Source organism: Terrabacter carboxydivorans, from assembly GCF_039532035.1.
Taxonomy (GTDB): domain Bacteria; phylum Actinomycetota; class Actinomycetes; order Actinomycetales; family Dermatophilaceae; genus Terrabacter; species Terrabacter carboxydivorans.
The window spans coordinates 12076-29131 of sequence record NZ_BAAARE010000029.1; the positions used below are offsets into that span (position 1 = coordinate 12076).

16 protein-coding genes are annotated in these 17056 nt (G+C 70.5%); 10 read left to right on the top strand and 6 right to left on the bottom strand.

The annotated features are described in order from the left end of the window. Nucleotides 1–31: 31 nt before the first annotated feature. The 5 genes from ABD297_RS21500 to ABD297_RS21520 all read right to left on the bottom strand — a co-directional run bounded on the left by ABD297_RS21500 (nt 32) and on the right by ABD297_RS21520 (nt 5940). On the bottom strand, nt 32–619 hold the full coding sequence (locus ABD297_RS21500; RefSeq protein ID WP_344257176.1) for a DciA family protein: 588 nt from the start codon (nt 617–619) through the stop codon (nt 32–34). Further along, nucleotides 612–1979: a DNA replication/repair protein RecF gene (recF, locus tag ABD297_RS21505; RefSeq protein ID WP_344257178.1), complete on the bottom strand. Its 1368-nt coding sequence runs from the start codon at nt 1977–1979 to the stop codon at nt 612–614. Before recF ends, ABD297_RS21500 begins: the two co-directional genes overlap by 8 nt. A 67-nt stretch (nt 1980–2046) precedes the next feature. Continuing rightward, the gene (gene gnd, locus ABD297_RS21510; protein WP_425581206.1) at nt 2047–3177 is read right to left on the bottom strand and encodes a phosphogluconate dehydrogenase (NAD(+)-dependent, decarboxylating); all 1131 of its coding nucleotides are present in this window, start codon (nt 3175–3177) and stop codon (nt 2047–2049) included. Nucleotides 3178–3327: 150 nt separating this feature from the next. After that, nucleotides 3328–4455 carry a DNA polymerase III subunit beta gene (gene dnaN, locus ABD297_RS21515; RefSeq protein ID WP_344257179.1) on the bottom strand — a complete coding sequence of 376 codons (1128 nt, stop codon included), beginning with the start codon at nt 4453–4455 and terminating at the stop codon, nt 3328–3330. Nucleotides 4456–5106: 651 nt separating this feature from the next. Next, nucleotides 5107–5940 carry a TetR/AcrR family transcriptional regulator gene (locus ABD297_RS21520; protein ID WP_344257180.1) on the bottom strand — a complete coding sequence of 278 codons (834 nt, stop codon included), beginning with the start codon at nt 5938–5940 and terminating at the stop codon, nt 5107–5109. A 118-nt stretch (nt 5941–6058) separates the two neighbouring features. Between ABD297_RS21520 and ABD297_RS21525 the strand changes: the two genes are divergently transcribed. After that, nucleotides 6059–7045 (top strand): NAD-dependent epimerase/dehydratase family protein, encoded by a 987-nt coding sequence (locus ABD297_RS21525; protein WP_344257181.1) that lies wholly within the window; start codon nt 6059–6061, stop codon nt 7043–7045. A 57-nt stretch (nt 7046–7102) separates the two neighbouring features. Here the strand turns inward: ABD297_RS21525 and dnaA are convergent, their stop codons facing one another. After that, a complete protein-coding gene (gene dnaA / locus ABD297_RS21530) occupies nt 7103–8746 on the bottom strand; it encodes a chromosomal replication initiator protein DnaA (RefSeq protein WP_344257182.1) in 1644 nt (547 codons plus the stop codon). A gap of 537 nt (nt 8747–9283) precedes the next feature. On the opposite strand from dnaA, the gene rpmH reads away from it, so the two are divergent. The 9 genes from rpmH to ABD297_RS21575 all read left to right on the top strand — a co-directional run bounded on the left by rpmH (nt 9284) and on the right by ABD297_RS21575 (nt 17022). Further along, entirely contained in the window at nt 9284–9421 is a 138-nt protein-coding gene (gene rpmH / locus ABD297_RS21535; RefSeq protein ID WP_028051105.1) for a 50S ribosomal protein L34, read from the top strand. An 18-nt stretch (nt 9422–9439) separates the two neighbouring features. Beyond that, nucleotides 9440–9790 (top strand): ribonuclease P protein component, encoded by a 351-nt coding sequence (gene rnpA, locus ABD297_RS21540; protein WP_344257183.1) that lies wholly within the window; start codon nt 9440–9442, stop codon nt 9788–9790. Next, a complete protein-coding gene (yidD, locus tag ABD297_RS21545; RefSeq protein WP_344257184.1) occupies nt 9787–10074 on the top strand; it encodes a membrane protein insertion efficiency factor YidD in 288 nt (95 codons plus the stop codon). Before rnpA ends, yidD begins: the two co-directional genes overlap by 4 nt. A 93-nt stretch (nt 10075–10167) precedes the next feature. Continuing rightward, nucleotides 10168–11163: a membrane protein insertase YidC gene (gene yidC, locus ABD297_RS21550; protein WP_344257185.1), complete on the top strand. Its 996-nt coding sequence runs from the start codon at nt 10168–10170 to the stop codon at nt 11161–11163. 96 nt (nt 11164–11259) lie between these two features. Continuing rightward, complete coding sequence (locus ABD297_RS21555) at nt 11260–11925, top strand: Jag family protein (protein WP_344257186.1); 666 nt, start codon at nt 11260–11262, stop codon at nt 11923–11925. A gap of 74 nt (nt 11926–11999) precedes the next feature. Further along, nucleotides 12000–12803, top strand: coding sequence for a 16S rRNA (guanine(527)-N(7))-methyltransferase RsmG (rsmG, locus tag ABD297_RS21560; protein ID WP_344257187.1), 804 nt, complete (start codon nt 12000–12002; stop codon nt 12801–12803). 85 nt (nt 12804–12888) lie between these two features. Next, nucleotides 12889–14505 (top strand): ParA family protein, encoded by a 1617-nt coding sequence (locus tag ABD297_RS21565; protein WP_344257188.1) that lies wholly within the window; start codon nt 12889–12891, stop codon nt 14503–14505. A 532-nt stretch (nt 14506–15037) separates the two neighbouring features. Then, entirely contained in the window at nt 15038–16150 is a 1113-nt protein-coding gene (locus tag ABD297_RS21570; RefSeq protein WP_344257189.1) for a ParB/RepB/Spo0J family partition protein, read from the top strand. Between the two features lie 11 nt (nt 16151–16161). Further along, nucleotides 16162–17022, top strand: a complete 861-nt coding sequence (locus tag ABD297_RS21575) for an Fpg/Nei family DNA glycosylase (protein ID WP_344257191.1) — start codon at nt 16162–16164, stop codon at nt 17020–17022. Nucleotides 17023–17056 lie beyond the last annotated feature (34 nt).

Sequence of the window (17056 nt, forward strand, 5' to 3'; positions counted from 1 at the left end):
TGCTCGGCCGGCGGTGTTCGGCCATGGGTGCTCAGCCGTAGGTGTCTCGCGGTCCTCGCGAGTCGGGGGAGCGTCGGGTGCCGCGGTTCCACGACGGGGCGCTCGGACCGACGACCCGCAGCTCGCTCACCGCTCCCGCGCCGATCTCCTCGTCGATCCGGGCCAGCAGCGATGACGCGAGCAGCCGCATCTGCGTGGCCCACGCCGTCGAGTCGGCCCGCACGGTGAGGATGCCGTCGACGAACGTCATCGGCTCGACGTGCCCGGCGATGTCGGGCCCGACGATCTCGGGCCAGCGACCCATGACCGATCCGACTGCGACGTCGACCTTCCAGCCACGGTCGAGCAGCAGCCGGTCGAGCTGGTCGCCGAGCAGGGCCGGGTCGCGGCCGTCCCGCGCGGAGCCCGACAGCACGGGGGCATGCCCGATCGGGCGCCGCCGCTTCTTCGGCTTCATGCCGGGGCGCAGCCCCTTCTCGGCCGCCCCGGCGCGGGCCCGGGCGAGCGCGGACGCCGCGGCGTCGGCGATCCGGGTGTCCTCGTCGGTCGGTGCGGGAACGTCCTCGGGAACGGCGTCCGGAGCCTCGCCGGGGGAGGTGCCGGGCGTCTCGTCACTCATCGCCGTCGTCCTCGGTGGCGCTGTCGTTCGAGCCATCGGCAGGCTCGTCTAGACCGGGCTCGTCTAGACCGGGCTCGAGTAGACCGGGCTCGTCGACCGCGGGCTGCGCTCCCTCCTCGGCCTGCGGGTCGGGCTCCCCGACCACGGGTGGCTCGGGCGGGTGCACCTGACCCAGCTGCACGGCATACGTCGTCCCGCTGCGGCGGAGCACCTCGGGCACGTCCGCGCCCACGGCCGCGGTGATGAGCACCTGCTCGCAGTCGGCGACGAGCGCCGCCAGCCGCTCACGTCGCCCGGAGTCCAGCTCGGCGAAGACGTCGTCGAGCACGAGCACCGGGTCGTCGCCGAGGTCGCGCCGCAGGAGGCGGTATGCCGCGAGCTTGAGTCCCAGCGCAAAGCTCCACGACTCGCCGTGGCTGGCGTAGCCCTTGGCCGGCAGGTCGCCGAGCGAGAGCACGAGGTCGTCACGGTGCGGTCCGACGAGGGAGATGCCGCGCTCGATCTCGCTGCCACGCACCTGCGTGAACGTCTCGAGCAGGCCGGCGCGCAGCTCGTCGATCTCGGGCACCTCACCGGCGGCCAGGCGCGCGGCGAGCTCCTCGTGGAGCGAGCTCTTGTAGGTGGCCCGGGCGTTGGAGGAGGCGGCGCTCACGGCGTCGTAGCACTCGGACAGGTCGGGTGCGAGGTCACGCAGCAGGCGCAGGCGGGCGTAGAGCAGCTGCGCACCGACCGTCGACAGGTGGTCGTTCCACACCTCGAGGGTGTGCAGCGCCGACTCCCGCGCCTCGTCGAGCGGCTGGTCGCCATCCCGCGGCGGACGGGGCGGACGGCGCGACCCCTTGCGCAGCACCGGCGCCGCCGACTTCAGCAGGGCGTTGCGCTGCTTGAGGATCTTGTCGTAGTCCGAGCGGACCCCCGACCAGCGGGGCTGGCGCTGCACGAGCAGCTCGTCGAGGAAGCGACGCCGCTCCGACGGGTCACCCTTGACCAGGGCGAGGTCCTCGGGTGCGAAGAGGACGGTGCGCACGGTGCCGAGGACGTCACGCGGCCGCGACACGGGGGAGCGGCCCAGCCTCGCCCGGTTGGCCCGGCCCGGCGTGATCTCGAGCTCGACCATCGTCTCGCGGTCGTCGCGCACGATCGCGCCCCGCACGATGGCCTGCGCCGCCCCGAACCGGACGAGCGGCTGGTCGGTCGCCACCCGGTGCGACCCGAGCGTCGCGAGGTAGCCGACCGCCTCGACGAGGTTGGTCTTGCCCTGCCCGTTGAGCCCGACGAGCGTCGTGACCCCCGGAGTCAGCGCGAGCTCGGCGCTCGGGTAGCTGCGGAAGTCCTTGAGGGTCAGGTGACGGACGTGCACGGAGGCTGTGACGCTCTGCTCGGGCCCACGGGAACGCGGTCGGTGACTGCTCGGAGGACCGGGCGCGCTATTTCGCGGACTTCTTGGCCGCGCGCTTCTGGCCGCGCGCGGTGTCGGCCATGTCGGTCGCCTGCGTCGAGGCGGCACGACCCGAGGACGCGGCCTTCCTGGCGGCGCCGACGTTGGCCTGGGACGCGCCTGCTGCGGCCCGATTGCTCGCCGCCTTGGTCGCGCCACGTCGAGCGGCGCCCTTCTTGGCGGAGGCCTTCTTGGCCGGTGCCGCCGGGACGTCGCCCCGGCGAAGCTGCTCGCCCTCGGCGATCGTCATCACCTGGTGGCCGCCGAACTGGCCGCGCAGCGCCGCGACGGCCTGCATCGTGGGCGAGCTCGACTGGCGCGAGGCGAAGCGGGCGAAGAGCGAGGCCGAGATGACCGGCATCGGCACCGAGAGGGCGATGGCCTCCTCGACCGTCCAGCGGCCCTCGCCGGAGTCGTTGGTGTAGTCGGAGACGTCGTCGAGGTGCGGGTTCTCCTCGAGCGCGTCGACCATGAGGTCGAGCAGCCAGGAGCGCACGACGGTGCCACGGCTCCACGCCTTGAACGCGCCGGGGACGTCGGTGACGATGTCCTTCTTCTCGAGCAGCTCGTAGCCCTCGGCATAGGCCGCCATGAGGCCGTACTCGATGCCGTTGTGGACCATCTTCGTGTAGTGCCCCGCACCGACCTTGCCGGCGTGGACGAAGCCCTCGTCGCGCGGACCCTCGGGCCGGAGCGCGTCGAAGATGGGCATGGCGCGGTTGACCCACTTCTTGTCGCCGCCGCACATCAGGCCGTAGCCGTTCTCGAGGCCCCAGATGCCGCCGCTGACGCCGCAGTCGACGTAGCCGATCTTCTTCTCGCCGAGCAGCTTGGCGTTCTCGAAGTCGTCGGTGAAGCGGGAGTTGCCGCCGTCGATGACGAGGTCACCCGGCTCGAGCAGCTCGGCAAGCTTGGCCACGGTCTCGCGCGTCGGGTCGCCGGCAGGGACCATGACCCACACGACGCGCGGGGCCTCGAGGGCCTTGACGAGGGCCGGCAGGGTGCGCACGTCCGCGACGTCGGGGTTGCGGTCGAAGCCGACGACCTCGTGTCCGGCGCGACGCAACCGCTCGCGCATGTTGCCGCCCATCTTGCCGAGACCGATGAGACCGAGCTGCATGTCGCGAGCCTTTCTGCGGGGGAGCGTGCGGGGTGGATCCGGTGGAGCGCTTCGAGGCTACGCCTACCCGTCCGCGGGTTCGGGCGGACGGGCGAAGGCGACGCGCGACTGGGTCAGGAGGAGTTCGGGGGTGGTGCGGTGTGGTGGTGCTCAGCTCGCGAAGCGGACCGGCATCAGGACGTAGCGGTAGCTCGTGTCGGGCTCGGAGTCGGCCTCGGCCTGGCCCGACAGGACCGCCGGACGGCTCGGCTGCGTGAACGACAGGCGGCTCCACGCCGTGCCGACCGCGTGCAGGCCGTCGAGCAGGAACTGGGGGTTGAAGGCGATCTGGATCTCGGGACCGTCGAGGGTGGCCTCGACCGCCTCGGAGGCCTGGGCGTCGTCGCCGGTGCCGGCCTCGATGGCGACCTGGCCGTCGGTGAACTTCAGCAGCACCGGGGTGTTGCGCTCGGCGACGAGGGCCACGCGCTTGACGGCCTCCTCGAGAGCGGCGGTCTCGATGACGGCGGTCGTGTCGACGGACGTCGGGAAGATCGAGGTGACCTTGGGGTACTCGCCGTCGAGCAGGCGCGTGGTCGCCCGGCGCTGGCCGGCCTCGAAGCCGATGAGCCCGTCGCCGCCCTGGCCGAGCGCGAGCTCGACGGACCCGGACGCGCCGAGGGCCCGGGCGGTGTCGGAGAGCTGGCGGGCGGGGATGAGCGCGACGTGGCTGGCGTCGGTGACCGACGGGCTCCACGTCAGCTCGCGCATCGCGAGGCGGTAGCGGTCGGTGGCGAGGAGGGTCACCTTGTCGCCGTCGATCTCCATGCGTACGCCCGTGAGGATCGGCAGGGTGTCGCCCTTGTCGGCCGCGATGGAGACCTGCGCGACCGCCTGCGTGAAGACGTCGCCGGCGATGGTGCCGCTCGTCTCGGGAGAGGCCGGCAGCGTCGGGTAGTCCGAGACCGGCATCTCGCGCAGCGCGAACCGCGAGGACCCGCACGCGACGTTGACCTTGGTGCCGTCGGTGCTGACGTCGATCGGCTTGTTGGGCAGGTTGCGCGAGATGTCGGCGAGCAGGCGGCCGAGCACGAGCACCTGCCCCGCCTCTGCGACGTCGGCCGGCACGGTGATGCGCGCCGACACCTCGTAGTCGAAGGCCGACAGCGTCAGCGTGCCGTCCTCGTTCGCGTCGACGAGCACGCCAGCGAGCACGGGTACCGGCAGGCGGGCCGGGAGCCCGCGGGCCACCCAGGTCACGGCCTCGGCCAGGACGTCTCGCTCAACCCGAAACTTCACGGTGCACTCACTTCGACGGGGAAGGACATTGGGGCTCAGACACTAGTGCCTGCGGGTGACTGGCACCACAGCCACTCCCCGAATGGTGCCGTGACCGATTGACACCGCTTGTCCGTCCGCCCCGGGGTGCCCGTCGGGCGTGGGAGAGACCCTCGTTGTCGGGGCTTCCCTCCTTGACTGGGATCTCGTCATAGTCATAGGTGCTGTGGATGCTGTGGACAACCGGCGTCGGGGCTGGTCAGGCCGCCGATGGGGGTGTGCACGGCGTGTGGGCGGTCACCGGGCGCAGCGGTTGTCGCCTGTGGACGCTCTGACGCCGTGCACATCGTCCTCACAGGCTGGCAGTGGGTTGTCCGCAGCTTCGCGGTGGTCGTCCACACGTTTCCACAGAGATGTGTGGAAACGCCTTCGGCATATGTCCCATTTGCAATGTTTGATGACTAGTCAGCTGTGCATGACCGAGCCGTCCGCTTCCACAGAGTTGTCCACAGGTGGTGGAAGACTCTGGCGCGTCCCAGCCTCTCCGGGTCTGTCGCCCGCCGGTCACGGTGAGGTCACGCTGTGCACACAGGTGTGGACAAACCTGTGGATGGATGTGGACGTATGCCGTGCGGCCGGGGCGTCCTCGAGACGATGACGCGTCCCGACTAGTCACGGGCGTGGGGCGACGACGCAGCTGCGCGAGGCCGCGAGCAGGCACTCGAAGAGCGCTTCGCCGTCCGGGACGGGTCCCAGCTGCGCGAAGACCTCGCCCGTGACGGCCCCGAGGAGCAGGGTCCAGGCGGCGATCCCCTGGGTCAGGCTCGTCGCGTCGAGGTGCGTCCCCTCGAACATCGGGGACGCCAGCAGGTCCCCGACGGCGCGACCGGCCTGGGCGTCGACGATGCCGAGGCGATCGGCGGCCGGCAGGCGTCCTGCCGCGCGCACGTCGGCCAGCAGGGAGACGAGCAGGGCCAGCACGGCGGTGCCGGCCTCCTCGGTGCGCTCGGCCGGGGCGGCGTAGTCGGGCACGGGTGAGCCGTAGATGAGGGCGAAGTCGTGCGGCTGATCGAGCGCCCACCCGCGCAACGCGCGACCGAGGGCGTCCCACCGTGCCTCGAGGTCGTGCGCGGGAACGGTTTCGTGGGCGGCTCGCACGGCCGCGGCGAGGGACCAGTAAGCGTCGACGATGAGCCTGGTGAGCAGCTCGTCGCGGCTCTCGACGTAGCGGTAGATGCCCGAGGAGACCATGCCCAGGTCTCGGGCGACGGCTCGCAGGCTCAGTGCCGCAGCCCCGTCGGAGGCCAGGTGCTCACGGGCCACGCGCAGGATGTCGGCCTCGACGGCGCGCCGGTTGCGGGCCCGCTTGCCGACCGGTGGCTGCGCCGACGCACGCTCCGTCGACCCCTCCGTCGACCCCTCCGCCGACCCCTCCCCCGACCCCTCGGTGGCCTCGCCGACGGCTGGGGTCCGGGTCCTCGTCCGGGCTTTCGCCTCCTGGTCCATGGTGCCAGCGTGCCACACGGACACCAGAAATGTGAGCGGTGCTCTTGATTTAGCGACCAGGACGCGTCATCCTCGAAGTGTGAGCGATGCTCACACTTCGACTCTCAAGGAGCAGACCATGTCGCACCACCTCGTCCTCGGCGCCGGAGGCGTCGGCCGCTCGACCACCGCCGAGCTCGTGGCCCTCGGCCACACCGTCACCCTCGCCTCACGCTCCGGCCGCGTCGCCGAGCGCCCGTGGCAGGTCGCGCACCCGGACGCCGTCGAGATCGTCGCCGTCGACGCCGGTGACGCCGGCGCCGTGACCGCCCTGGCGCGGGGCGCCGCCAGCATCGTCAACGCCGTCAACCCGCCCAGCTACATGACGTGGGACACCGACTGGCCGCCGATCGCCGCCGCCACCCTCGCCGCCGCCGAGTCCACCGGTGCCGGGCTCGTCATCATCGGCAACCTCTACGGCTACGGCCGGGTCACCCGGCCCATGCGCGAGGACGACCCGATGCAGCCGGCCGGGCACAAGGGCCGGCTCCGGGCTGAGATGTGGGAGCAGGCCCTCGCCCGCCACGAGTCAGGGCACGTGCGGGTCACCGAGCTGCGGTCCAGCGACTACGTCGGCCCGGGCACGACGCCGCGCACGAGCTACCTGGGCGACATCGTCATCGACGCGCTCCTCGCCGGCCGCACACCCTTCGTCCCCGTCGGACGCGCCGACGCACCGCACTCCTGGACCTACGTCCCCGACGTCGGTCGGCTCGCCGCCCGGGTCGCGACCGGCGACGACGGCTGGGGCCGCGCCTGGCACGTGCCGACGTCCCCGGCCCGCACGTTCGAGCAGGCCGCTGCCGACGTCGCGCGCATCGGGGGCGTCAAGGAGCGCCGGGTCCGCGTGCTGCCGAGGCCGCTCGGCACCGCCGCCGGCCTCGTCGTCCCCTTCATGCGCGAGGTCCGCGAGACCCGCCACCAGTTCGAGCGCCCCTTCGTGCTCGACTCGGACCTCACCCAGCGCACCTTCGGGCTCACGCCGACCCCCTGGGACGAGGCCCTGGCGACGACCATCGCCGCCCGGCGCGAGGCGAAGGCCACCCGAGCGGCTGCCGCGGCATGACGCGGGCCCGGCCCCACGGCATACGCCATCGGGTCGGGCCCGTGGGGCCGCTTCGCCTCAGTGGGACTGCTGGCGGATCCGGTTGGTCAGCTCGGTGACCTGGTTGTAGATGGCGCGACGCTCACCCATCAGCTCGCGGATCTTGCGGTCCGCGTGCATGACCGTCGTGTGGTCGCGACCGCCGAAGTGCTGACCGATCTTCGGCAGGGACAGGTCGGTCATCTCGCGGCACAGGTACATCGCGATCTGCCGGGCCGTGACGAGCTGGCGCGAGCGGCTCGAGCCGCAGAGGTCCTCGAGCGTCACGGCGTAGTAGGCGGCCGTGACCGCCATGATCGTCGCCGCCGTCACCTGGTTGGGCGTCTCGTTGGGCAGCACGTCCTTGAGCACGATGACGGCGAGCGGCAGGTCGACGGCCTGGCGGTTGAGGTTGCTGAACGCCGTGACGCGGATCAGCGCACCCTCGAGCTCGCGGATGTTGGTGCTGAAGTTCGTCGCGATGTACTCGAGCACGTCGTCCGGCACCGACATGCGGTCCTGGATCGCCTTCTTGCGCAGGATCGCGATGCGGGTCTCGAGGTCGGGCGGCTGCACGTCGGTCAGCAGGCCCGACTCGAAGCGCGTGCGCATGCGGTCCTCGAAGCCGGACAGCTCGCGCGGCGGCAGGTCGCTCGTGATGACGATCTGCTTGTTCGCGTTGTGCAGCGTGTTGAAGGTGTGGAAGAACTCCTCCTGGGTCTGCAGCTTGCCCTGGAGGAACTGGATGTCGTCGATGAGCAGCACGTCGACGCTGCGGTAGCGGTTCTGGAACGCGCTCGCCTTGTCGTCACGGATGCTGTTGATGAAGTCGTTGGTGAACTCCTCGGAGTTCACGTAGCGCACCCGCACGTTGGGGAACATCGTCCGCGCGTAGTGCCCGATCGCGTGGAGCAGGTGCGTCTTGCCCAGCCCGGACTCGCCGTAGACGAAGAGCGGGTTGTACGCCTTGGCCGGCGCCTCGGCGACCGCGACCGCCGCCGCGTGGGCGAAGCGGTTGCTCGCCCCGATGACGAACGTGTCGAAGGTGTACTTCGGGTTGAGCCGAGTGTCGCCCGGGCTGCTCGGCTCGGGACGCTGCTGCAGGCGCAACGGCCCGCTCTCGCCGCCACTCAGCGGGTCGGGGCCGAGCTCCATCCGCGTCTGGCCGCCGGGGTATGCCGGCTGGCGCGGCTCGTCGAGGTCGGCGCCGTTGAGCGCGGGCGCGCTCTCGGCCAGGTCCCGAAGCGGGTTCGGGGCGCCGGCACCGAAGCCGGACGAGCCGTGGTGCTGCCCGTTGTGCTGGGGGGTGTGCTGGCCGTTGGTCGACGCTCCGTTGTGGCTGGCTCCGTTGTGGCCGGGCCCGCCGTGGGAGGAGGGCTGCCCGCTGGGCTCGTCGCTGATCATCCCGAGGTCGGTCTCGAGGCTCTCGTCGACCGAGACCGCGAGCTGCACCGGGTGACCGAGCTGGCTGGCGAGGGCGTCGTGGATCTGCTCGCGGACCCGCTGCTCGAGGAAGTCCTTGGTGAAGGTGTTGGGAGCGCGCACCAGAGCCGTCTGGTCGAGCACCCCGACGAGACGGCAGAGCCGGACGAACGCCCGCTCCTGGTTGGACAGTCCCACCGAGTCGAGCGTGCCGAGCGTCTGTTGCCAGATCTGCGCGTAATCGACGCCTGTCTCGGCCACCTGATCCACCTACCCCTGAAGTCAATGCTGTCGCACCGGTCGTGATCGCCGGCTCGGTCCGGCTCGAGCGGGAGCCCGACCGTGTGCTCGGACGACATGCCACGTCCGTGCCCTGGTGAACGATGCCCTGTTGTCCACACGTTTGTCCACAGCCTGTGCATGGAGTGTCGGGGTTCGTAAGACACGAAAACCTACAGGCGCCGGGCCGTCGATGACAATCGGCTCGTCCACAGATATTCGGGCCAGCGGCGTGTCGCCTTGCAATCGCCGTGCCAGGTCCAAGGATCGAGGGTTGCGGTCACGCCGCTGCCCACCCCTCGCCGGTTTGACCCTCGTTCGGAGGCTCCCGTATCGTTGACCGAGCGTGTCTGCGACCTCTTTCGCATGCCCATGGCCCCGAGCCGGTCCTGCCGGACCACCTCGGTGCTCCACGGGCTTGCCGATTGCGGTCGCATCGGCCATCGCCAGCCCCACAACGGGAGCCGGACCGGCGTCTTCATGACCTCGGACGGGCCCCTGCAACCTACGGAGAACCTCGTGAGCAAGCGCACCTTCCAGCCGAACAACCGTCGCCGCGCCAAGACGCACGGCTTCCGCCTGCGCATGCGCACCCGCGCGGGTCGTGCCATCCTCGCCGGCCGCCGTCGCAAGGGCCGCGCCGAGCTCTCGGCCTGAGCAGCCGGAGGCCGCGGCGTGCTGCCGGCACGTCACCGTCTGCGTGAGCGGGCGGACTTCACGACGGCAGTACGCGGGCCCGGCGCCAGCAGAGCAGGCGGGCGACTCATCGTCGTGCATGCCAACCGGACCGATGCGCGTGCGGATCTTCCGCCGCGCGTCGGTTTTGTTGTGTCCAAGGCTGTCGGCAACGCGGTGGTGCGCAACCTGACCAAGCGTCGGCTGCGCGCCAGCGTCGCGACCCGGCTGACCGGCATACCTGCTGGTCTCGACGTCGTCGTGCGGGCCAACCCCGCGGCTGCCGCGGCCAGCTGGGACGAGCTCGACCTCGCCGTGGCCCGCCAGCTCGACAAGGCGTGTCGACCATGAGCCTCACGGTCAACCAGGTGCTCGCCTCCCCATTGCTCCTGGCGGTCCGCTTCTACCAGCGCTTCGTCTCGCCGTTGTCTCCGCCGAGCTGCCGCTTCTACCCGAGCTGCTCCTCGTATGCCGTCACCGCGCTCACCCGGTTCGGGCCCGTGCGCGGCGGCTGGCTCGCGATCCGCCGCATCGGCCGGTGCAACCCGTGGAACCCGGGCGGGGTCGACCCCGTTCCGATGACGTGGGCCACCCGCAACGACGTGCGCCCCGAGGACTTCCGTCCCAACCCCTGACCAAGCGGCATATGGTTGCCGATCAGTGGTGAGTGGCCCAACACCTCGAACCCGAGCTGGACAGGCCGGCCCACCAGACCACAGAGGAAACACGTGATCGACTTCTTCAACACCCTGCTCTATCCGATCAAGCTCGGTGAAGCCTGGGTCATGTACGCCTGGCATTGGCTCTTCGACAGCATCGGCATGTCGACCGGCTGGGCCTGGGCCATGTCGATCGTCGGCCTCACGGTCGTCGTCCGCCTCCTGCTGATCCCGCTCTTCGTCCGCCAGATCCACTCCTCCCGCCGGATGCAGCTCATCCAGCCGGAGATGCAGAAGATCCAGAAGAAGTACAAGGGCAAGCGCGACCCCGAGTCGCAGAAGGCACAGCAGGCCGAGATCATGGATCTCTACCGGCGCACGGGCACCAACCCGTTCAGCAGCTGCCTGCCGATCCTCATCCAGAGCCCGTTCTTCTTCGCGCTCTTCCAGCTGCTCAACAACCTCAAGGCCCAGGCCGAGGGTGTGCCCGGGCACGACGCGATCGGTCCCATCACCCGCGAGGTCGCCGCCCAGATCGAGAGCTCGACGATCTTCGGGTCCAAGCTGTCGGACCACTTCCTCGGCGCCGACGTGCCGCTCAACACCAAGATCCTCACGGCCGTGCTCATCGTGCTCATGTCGGCGACGACGTTCACGACGCAGTACCAGCTGATGCGCAAGAACATGCCGGCCGCGGCGCTCGACAACCCCTTCGCGAAGCAGCAGAAGGTCCTGCTCTACCTGATGCCGATCTTCTTCGCGATCTCCGGCGTCAATTTCCCCATCGGTGTCCTGCTCTACTGGCTGACCACCAACCTCTGGACCATGGGCCAGCAGTTCTACGTCATCCGCAACATGCCGGCCCCCGGCTCCGAGGCCGAGCGGGCCCGCCGTGAGCGCCTCAAGCGCAAGGGCAAGGACATGCAGGAGCTGACCGTGCCGGGCCTCGAGGCCAGTGACACCGTCCCGGACGACGCCCCCAAGGCCGGCCAGCGCCAGCAGCCCAAGGGCAAGAAGCGCGCGCGCACCCAGCCGAAGACCCAGCCGACCAAGAACCGCCGCTGAGGCTTCGTCCACACACTTGTCCACACCGCCCCGGGCCTCTGAACTGCGGAAACGCAGGTTGTCCACAGATTGGCCCGGGTGAACGAAGGAGCATCCATGAGCGACACCCAGGCCACCGACGTCCAGACGCCGGCCGTTCCCGCCGCAGACCAGACCGCCACGCACGAGGAGGCCACGTCGTCGGTCGTCGACGTCGAGTCACCCGGTGCCGGCGAGCCCGACGCGACTGACGCGGTCGCCGACACCGAGGCAGGTGCCGACGCCAAGGCGGAGAAGGGCGACAAGAAGTCGCGCGTGCGTCAGCTCGAGCGTGAGGGCGAGGTGGCGGCTGACTTCCTCGAGACGCTGCTCGACATCGCGGACCTGGACGGAGACATCGACGTCGACGTCGACGGGGACCGCGCCGCCATCGCCATCGTCGACTCCGACGAGGGTCGGGTGCCGCGCCGCCTCGTGGGCACCGACGGCAAGGTGCTCGAGGCGCTCCAGGAGCTGACCCGCCTTGCCGTCCAGGCCGAGACGGGCGAGCGAAGCCGCCTCATGCTCGACGTCGCCGGCTACCGCGCCCAGCGCCGTTCGGCGCTCGTGGAGCTGGCCCAGGCCGCCATCACGGAGGTCAAGGAGTCGGGCACCAAGCGCGCGCTGGAGGCGATGACCGCCTTCGAGCGCAAGGTCGTCCACGACGAGGTCGCGTCGGCCGGGCTCGTGTCCGAGTCCGAGGGTGTCGACCCGCACCGTCACGTCGTCATCCTCCCGGAATGACACCCTCCCGTTTCACGTGAAACGGGAAACCACCAGATGACACCGACCGTCGCACGACCGAGGAGTGAGAGCGCGTGACCCACGAGGCTCTCGATCCGGTCGGGGCACCGGTCGACCCGCCACCCACACCGGCCGCGGCCTCGACGGTCTTCGGGACGCGGCTCGAGATCGCCGAGCACTTCGTGGCGATCCTGTCCGACACGGGGATCACCCACGGCCTCATCGGCCCCCGCGAGACGCCTCGGCTGTGGGACCGGCACGTCCTCAACTGCGCCGTCGTGCAGGAGGCCATCCCGGTGCAGGAGCACACGCAGCAGGTCATCGACGTCGGTTCCGGGGCCGGCCTGCCAGGCCTCGCCCTGGCCATCGCCCGCCCGGACCTGCACCTGCACCTCGTCGAGCCGCTGGCTCGCCGCACCGGGTGGCTCACGGGGACGGTCGCGCAGCTCGGGCTGACCAACGTCACGGTCCACACCGCTCGTGCGGAGGCGATGTGGGACCAGCTCCACGCTCCGTGGGTCACTGCCCGAGCGGTCTCGCGCATCGTCCAGCTCGCCGAGTGGACGCTACCGCTCCTCGAGGCGGGTGGGAGCCTGCTGGCCCTCAAGGGCAGTCGCGCTGCCGCGGAGCTCGAGGAGAGCCGCACGGCGCTGACGCGACTCGGCGTCGTCGATGCGGGGGTGGACGAGTACGGCGCCGCTGTGCTCGCCGAGCCGACCATCGTCCTGCGGTGCACCATCGGCGAGGGCGTGGACCGTCGACGATTCCGCTCACGACAGCCCTCGAGCGCCGGATCCGCCCGACGGCGGGCGGATCGACCACGAGCATCGCGACGCTCCGGCCCGGGAGTCGGCGACCGGCCGCGTCATCAGCCATGATCGTGTCCAGACCATTTCGATGGTCGCTCCGTGCGAGTCGCTGCGCGGATCGACCCTCAACCCCGGAGGTGCACTCCCTGTGACGATGTCGACCAACCTGGGCTGGCCGAGCGAACCGGAGCCCGGGCCGGAGCACCGCCGCCTCGGGTGGCTGGCACGGATGCTGGGCGTTTCACGTGAAACGGCAGACGTGCCCGCTGCCGCCCAGAGTGCGGCTGAGCCGGTGGGCGCGCAGTCCGAGGAGGCCACCGCGACGTCTCCTGCAGATCCCGCGGCCCTCGTCGACACGTCCGCGGCAGGCACGGGGCTGGGGGAGCAGGCACCGGTCGCGGAGACGACGCAGGCGCCTGAGGCGACTCCCGACCGCACTGACGCGGACGAGGCTGAATCCCAGCCCGCCCCTGCGGCGCGCGACCTCTCGGGTCGCGAGGGCACGGACGCCGACGACTCCGTGGTTTCGCCGGTGCTGGGCACCGCCGAGGTCGGCGGCCCTGCCGACACCGAAGTCGCTGCCGACAACGCCTCCGAGACGGCCGGCAGCCTCGACGTTACCGAGACTGGCGGCAACTCCGAGGACGCGGGCAGCGATGGACCTGGAGTCTCGGAGGCTGTCTCGGCGGTTGCCGAGGCCGTGGCGACCGACCCCGATGCGCCTCTGGAGCCTGTGGACAAAGCGGTGGACGAAGCCACCGCCAAGCCGCACTTTGAACGGGGAACGGATGCTTTCGAGGCTGGGGACAACGTTGTGGATGACGCCAGCCCGATGACCCAGCTCGAGCACGACCACGCCGACCGTGAAGCGCTGGCAGCAGCTCTGCCGACCCCCGGCACCGACACGCCCCTGGCGCGCGAGCTCGCCGACAACGCCCGGCGGCGCATCCAGCTGACCGGCCGGCAGTTCCCCAAGCCGGCGTCGCAGCGCGTCCTGACCGTCGCCAACCAGAAGGGCGGCGTCGGCAAGACGACGACGACGGTCAACGTCGCGGCTGCCCTGGCGCAGTCGGGTCTCAAGGTGCTCGTCATCGACCTCGACCCCCAGGGCAATGCCAGCACGGCGCTGGGCATCGACCACCACGCCGAGGTGCCCTCGATCTACGACGTGCTCGTCGACGGCACCCCGTTGCTCGACGTCATTCAGCCCTGCACCACGGTCGACCACCTCTTCTGTGCCCCGGCCACCATCGACCTCGCCGGTGCGGAGATCGAGCTCGTGTCGCTCGTCGCACGCGAGTCCCGCCTGCAGAAGGCCATCGCGGCCGCGACGGAGAGCGGGCACGAGTTCGACTACATCCTCATCGACTGCCCGCCGAGCCTCGGCCTGTTGACCGTCAACGCCATGGTGGCGGCGAGCGAGGTCTTCATCCCGATCCAGTGCGAGTACTACGCCCTCGAGGGGCTCTCCCAGCTGCTGAAGAACATCGACCTGATCAAGCGCCACCTCAACCCGGCGCTGCACGTCTCGACGATCCTGCTCACCATGTACGACGGTCGCACCCGTCTCTCGGCCCAGGTTGCCGACGAGGTGCGCGAGCACTTCCCGCAGGAGGTGCTGCGCACGACGGTGCCCCGCTCCGTGCGAGTCTCGGAGGCGCCCAGCTTCGGAGAGACGGTCATGACCTACGACCCGGCGAGCAGTGGCGCCCTCGCCTACCTCGAAGCGGCGGGGGAGATGGCCGACCGCGGTGCGGAAGGTCGCACCTGACGGTCATCCTCCACTTCGAGGGCTCAACGCTCTCCGCAGGGCCGGCACCGTTGGTGTCGGCCCTGTTTCACGTGGAACAACGTCGGCCTCTGCCTAGGTTCCACGTCGCGGGTTTCACGTGAAACGCGCGGCTCGACGCCTGGCACACTCGTCTCACGAAGCGCGTTCGGCCGGCCTGCTCCCCACACTCCCTGTTTCACGTGAAACTCTCCCTTCCCATCGGGTTCACCGTCCCAGCGGCGCTACCTGGGTCGGCCCGCTCGGGAGGCTGCATGCCCCGGGAGGTCGCGCCCTCGGTGATGCGGGCGCCAGTGCGCGAGCACGCCGCTTGCCGGGGCCTCGCCGACGGCCTGTTGGAGGTGTCTCGCTGTCAGATAGCGGTGAGGTTCCACGTGAAACACCGGATCGGTCCATCTCTGCTGAGTCTCGCCAGTCCCGACATCCGGCAGGCGCTACGAGGGTCACGTGCACCGAGCACCTAGACTGACGCAGGGCGCGACGGACGTGCCCTGCACGGTTGAAGGGTTGTGGGATGGCGGAGAAGCGACGCGCACTGGGTCGAGGCCTCGGAGCGCTCATCCCGAGTGCACCCAGTGGGGGCGCCGGGCGACCCGTCGACGTCTTCTTCACGGAGCAGAAGCAGCCCGAGTCCGCCACCCCGGCCACCGCGGGCGACGGCACCACCGGCGAGTCGACACCGTCCACTGCCGCGGCAACCCCGGACTCGACCACGGGCAGCGCCGCTCCTGTCGGCGCAACGGATGCTGATGTCGAAGCCGGCGGCAGCACGCCCAGCGGTCTCGCCGTGGTTCCTGGCGCCGAGTTCGCCGAGCTCGACATCGACTCGATCCGGCCCAACCCGAAGCAGCCGCGCACGGTCTTCGACGAGGACCACATGGCTGAGCTCGTGCACTCGATCCGCGAGATCGGTGTGCTCCAGCCCATCGTCGTGCGTCGCATCCCGGCCGACCAGCTCGCCGAGGCCGAGGGTCGCACCTTCGAGCTCATCATGGGTGAGCGACGCTGGCGCGCCTCCCAGGCCGCGGAGCTGGGCGTCATCCCGGCCATCATCAAGGAGACGAGTGACGACGACCTCCTGCGTGACGCCCTCCTGGAGAACCTGCACCGCAGCCAGCTGAACCCGCTCGAAGAAGCCGCGGCCTACCAGCAGCTGCTCGACGACTTCGGCTGCTCCCACGACCAGCTCGCCACGCGCATCGGCCGCTCGCGGCCTCAGATCTCGAACACCCTGCGCCTGCTCAAGCTCCCGCCCCTGGTGCAGCGCCGCGTCGCGGCCGGGGTGCTGAGCGCCGGTCACGCACGGGCGCTGCTCGGCATGGCCGACGCGGCCGCGATGGAGCGGATGGCCCAACGCATCGTGGCCGAGGGTCTCTCGGTGCGCAACGTCGAGGAGCTCGTCGCCCTGGGGGAGGGGAATGACGCCCCGCGGGCACGCCGTCCGCGCGCCGGGAGCCGTCACCCGCAGCTCGACGACTTCACGTCCGGCCTCTCGGACCACCTGGAGACCCGCGTAGCCATCGCTCTGGGACAGCGCAAGGGGAAGATCACCGTGGAGTTCGCCTCGGTCGAGGACCTGCGTCGGATCATGGGCCTCATGGGCGTCAAGGCGCCGACCCACGACTGACGGGCACGCACATGCCCGAGGGTCACACCATCCACGCACTGGCGGACCGCCTCGAGCGAGCCTTCCGCGGTCACGAGATTGCGGCGAGCAGCCCTCAGGGCCAGTTTGTCGCCGATGCCGAGCGACTGGACGGGCGCGTCCTCGAGCGGGCGCAGGCCTGGGGCAAGCACCTGTTCGTCAGCATCGGGGACGCGACCCTTCACGTGCACCTCGGCCTGATCGGCATGTTTCCCGTGAAACATCTCGTGGGAGGCGCGGTCCCGGCCCCCGTCGGAGCAGTCCGACTGCGTCTCGTGGGTCCCGATCACGTCGCTGACCTGCGCGGCCCGATGATCTGCACGCTCGTCGACACCGCCCGCCAGCGCGAGATCGTGAGCGTGCTCGGCCCCGATCCGCTGCGACGGGGACAGCGTCCGGAGGCCGGCTGGGAGCTGGTCCACCGCAGTCGTCGCACGCTGGCCGAGCTGCTCATGGACCAGTCCGTGCTGGCCGGGGTCGGCAACGTCTACCGCTGCGAGGTGCTGCATCGTCTCGCCGTCGACCCCCTCACCCGCGGCGTCGAGGTGTCACCGGAGGTCTGGCAGGAGATCTGGGATGACCTCGTGCGTCTCATGCCACTGGGACGCACCTTCTCGCAGATCATCACCATGCCCGACCAGGTCGAGGACGCCGAGCGCGCGAGGCGCTCCGGCCGTGGCCGTCAGATCTCCCGTAGCCTCACCGGTGAGCGGCTCGGAGACACCTTCGAGCGTCGCTTCCTCGTCTACAAGAGAACCGGGCAACCGTGTCCCAGGTGCTCGAACACGGTGCAGGAGAGGGAGATCGCCGGTCGCAGGCTCTACTGGTGCCCCAGCTGCCAGGTGCGCCGCTGACCGGACTGGACAAGCTGCAGTCGCTCCCGGGGGA

Excerpts from the sequence above, each read along its gene's own strand:
- ABD297_RS21500 (WP_344257176.1), bottom strand. The coding sequence starts at position 619 with ATGAGTGACGAGACGCCCGGCACCTCCCCCGGCGAGGCTCCGGACGCC.
- gnd (WP_425581206.1), bottom strand. The coding sequence starts at position 3,177 with ATGCAGCTCGGTCTCATCGGTCTCGGCAAGATGGGCGGCAACATGCGC.
- ABD297_RS21520 (WP_344257180.1), bottom strand. The coding sequence starts at position 5,940 with ATGGACCAGGAGGCGAAAGCCCGGACGAGGACCCGGACCCCAGCCGTC.
- ABD297_RS21525 (WP_344257181.1), top strand. The coding sequence starts at position 6,059 with ATGTCGCACCACCTCGTCCTCGGCGCCGGAGGCGTCGGCCGCTCGACC.
- yidD (WP_344257184.1), top strand. The coding sequence starts at position 9,787 with ATGAGCCTCACGGTCAACCAGGTGCTCGCCTCCCCATTGCTCCTGGCG.
- ABD297_RS21555 (WP_344257186.1), top strand. The coding sequence starts at position 11,260 with ATGAGCGACACCCAGGCCACCGACGTCCAGACGCCGGCCGTTCCCGCC.
- ABD297_RS21565 (WP_344257188.1), top strand. The coding sequence starts at position 12,889 with ATGTCGACCAACCTGGGCTGGCCGAGCGAACCGGAGCCCGGGCCGGAG.
- ABD297_RS21570 (WP_344257189.1), top strand. The coding sequence starts at position 15,038 with ATGGCGGAGAAGCGACGCGCACTGGGTCGAGGCCTCGGAGCGCTCATC.
- ABD297_RS21575 (WP_344257191.1), top strand. The coding sequence starts at position 16,162 with ATGCCCGAGGGTCACACCATCCACGCACTGGCGGACCGCCTCGAGCGA.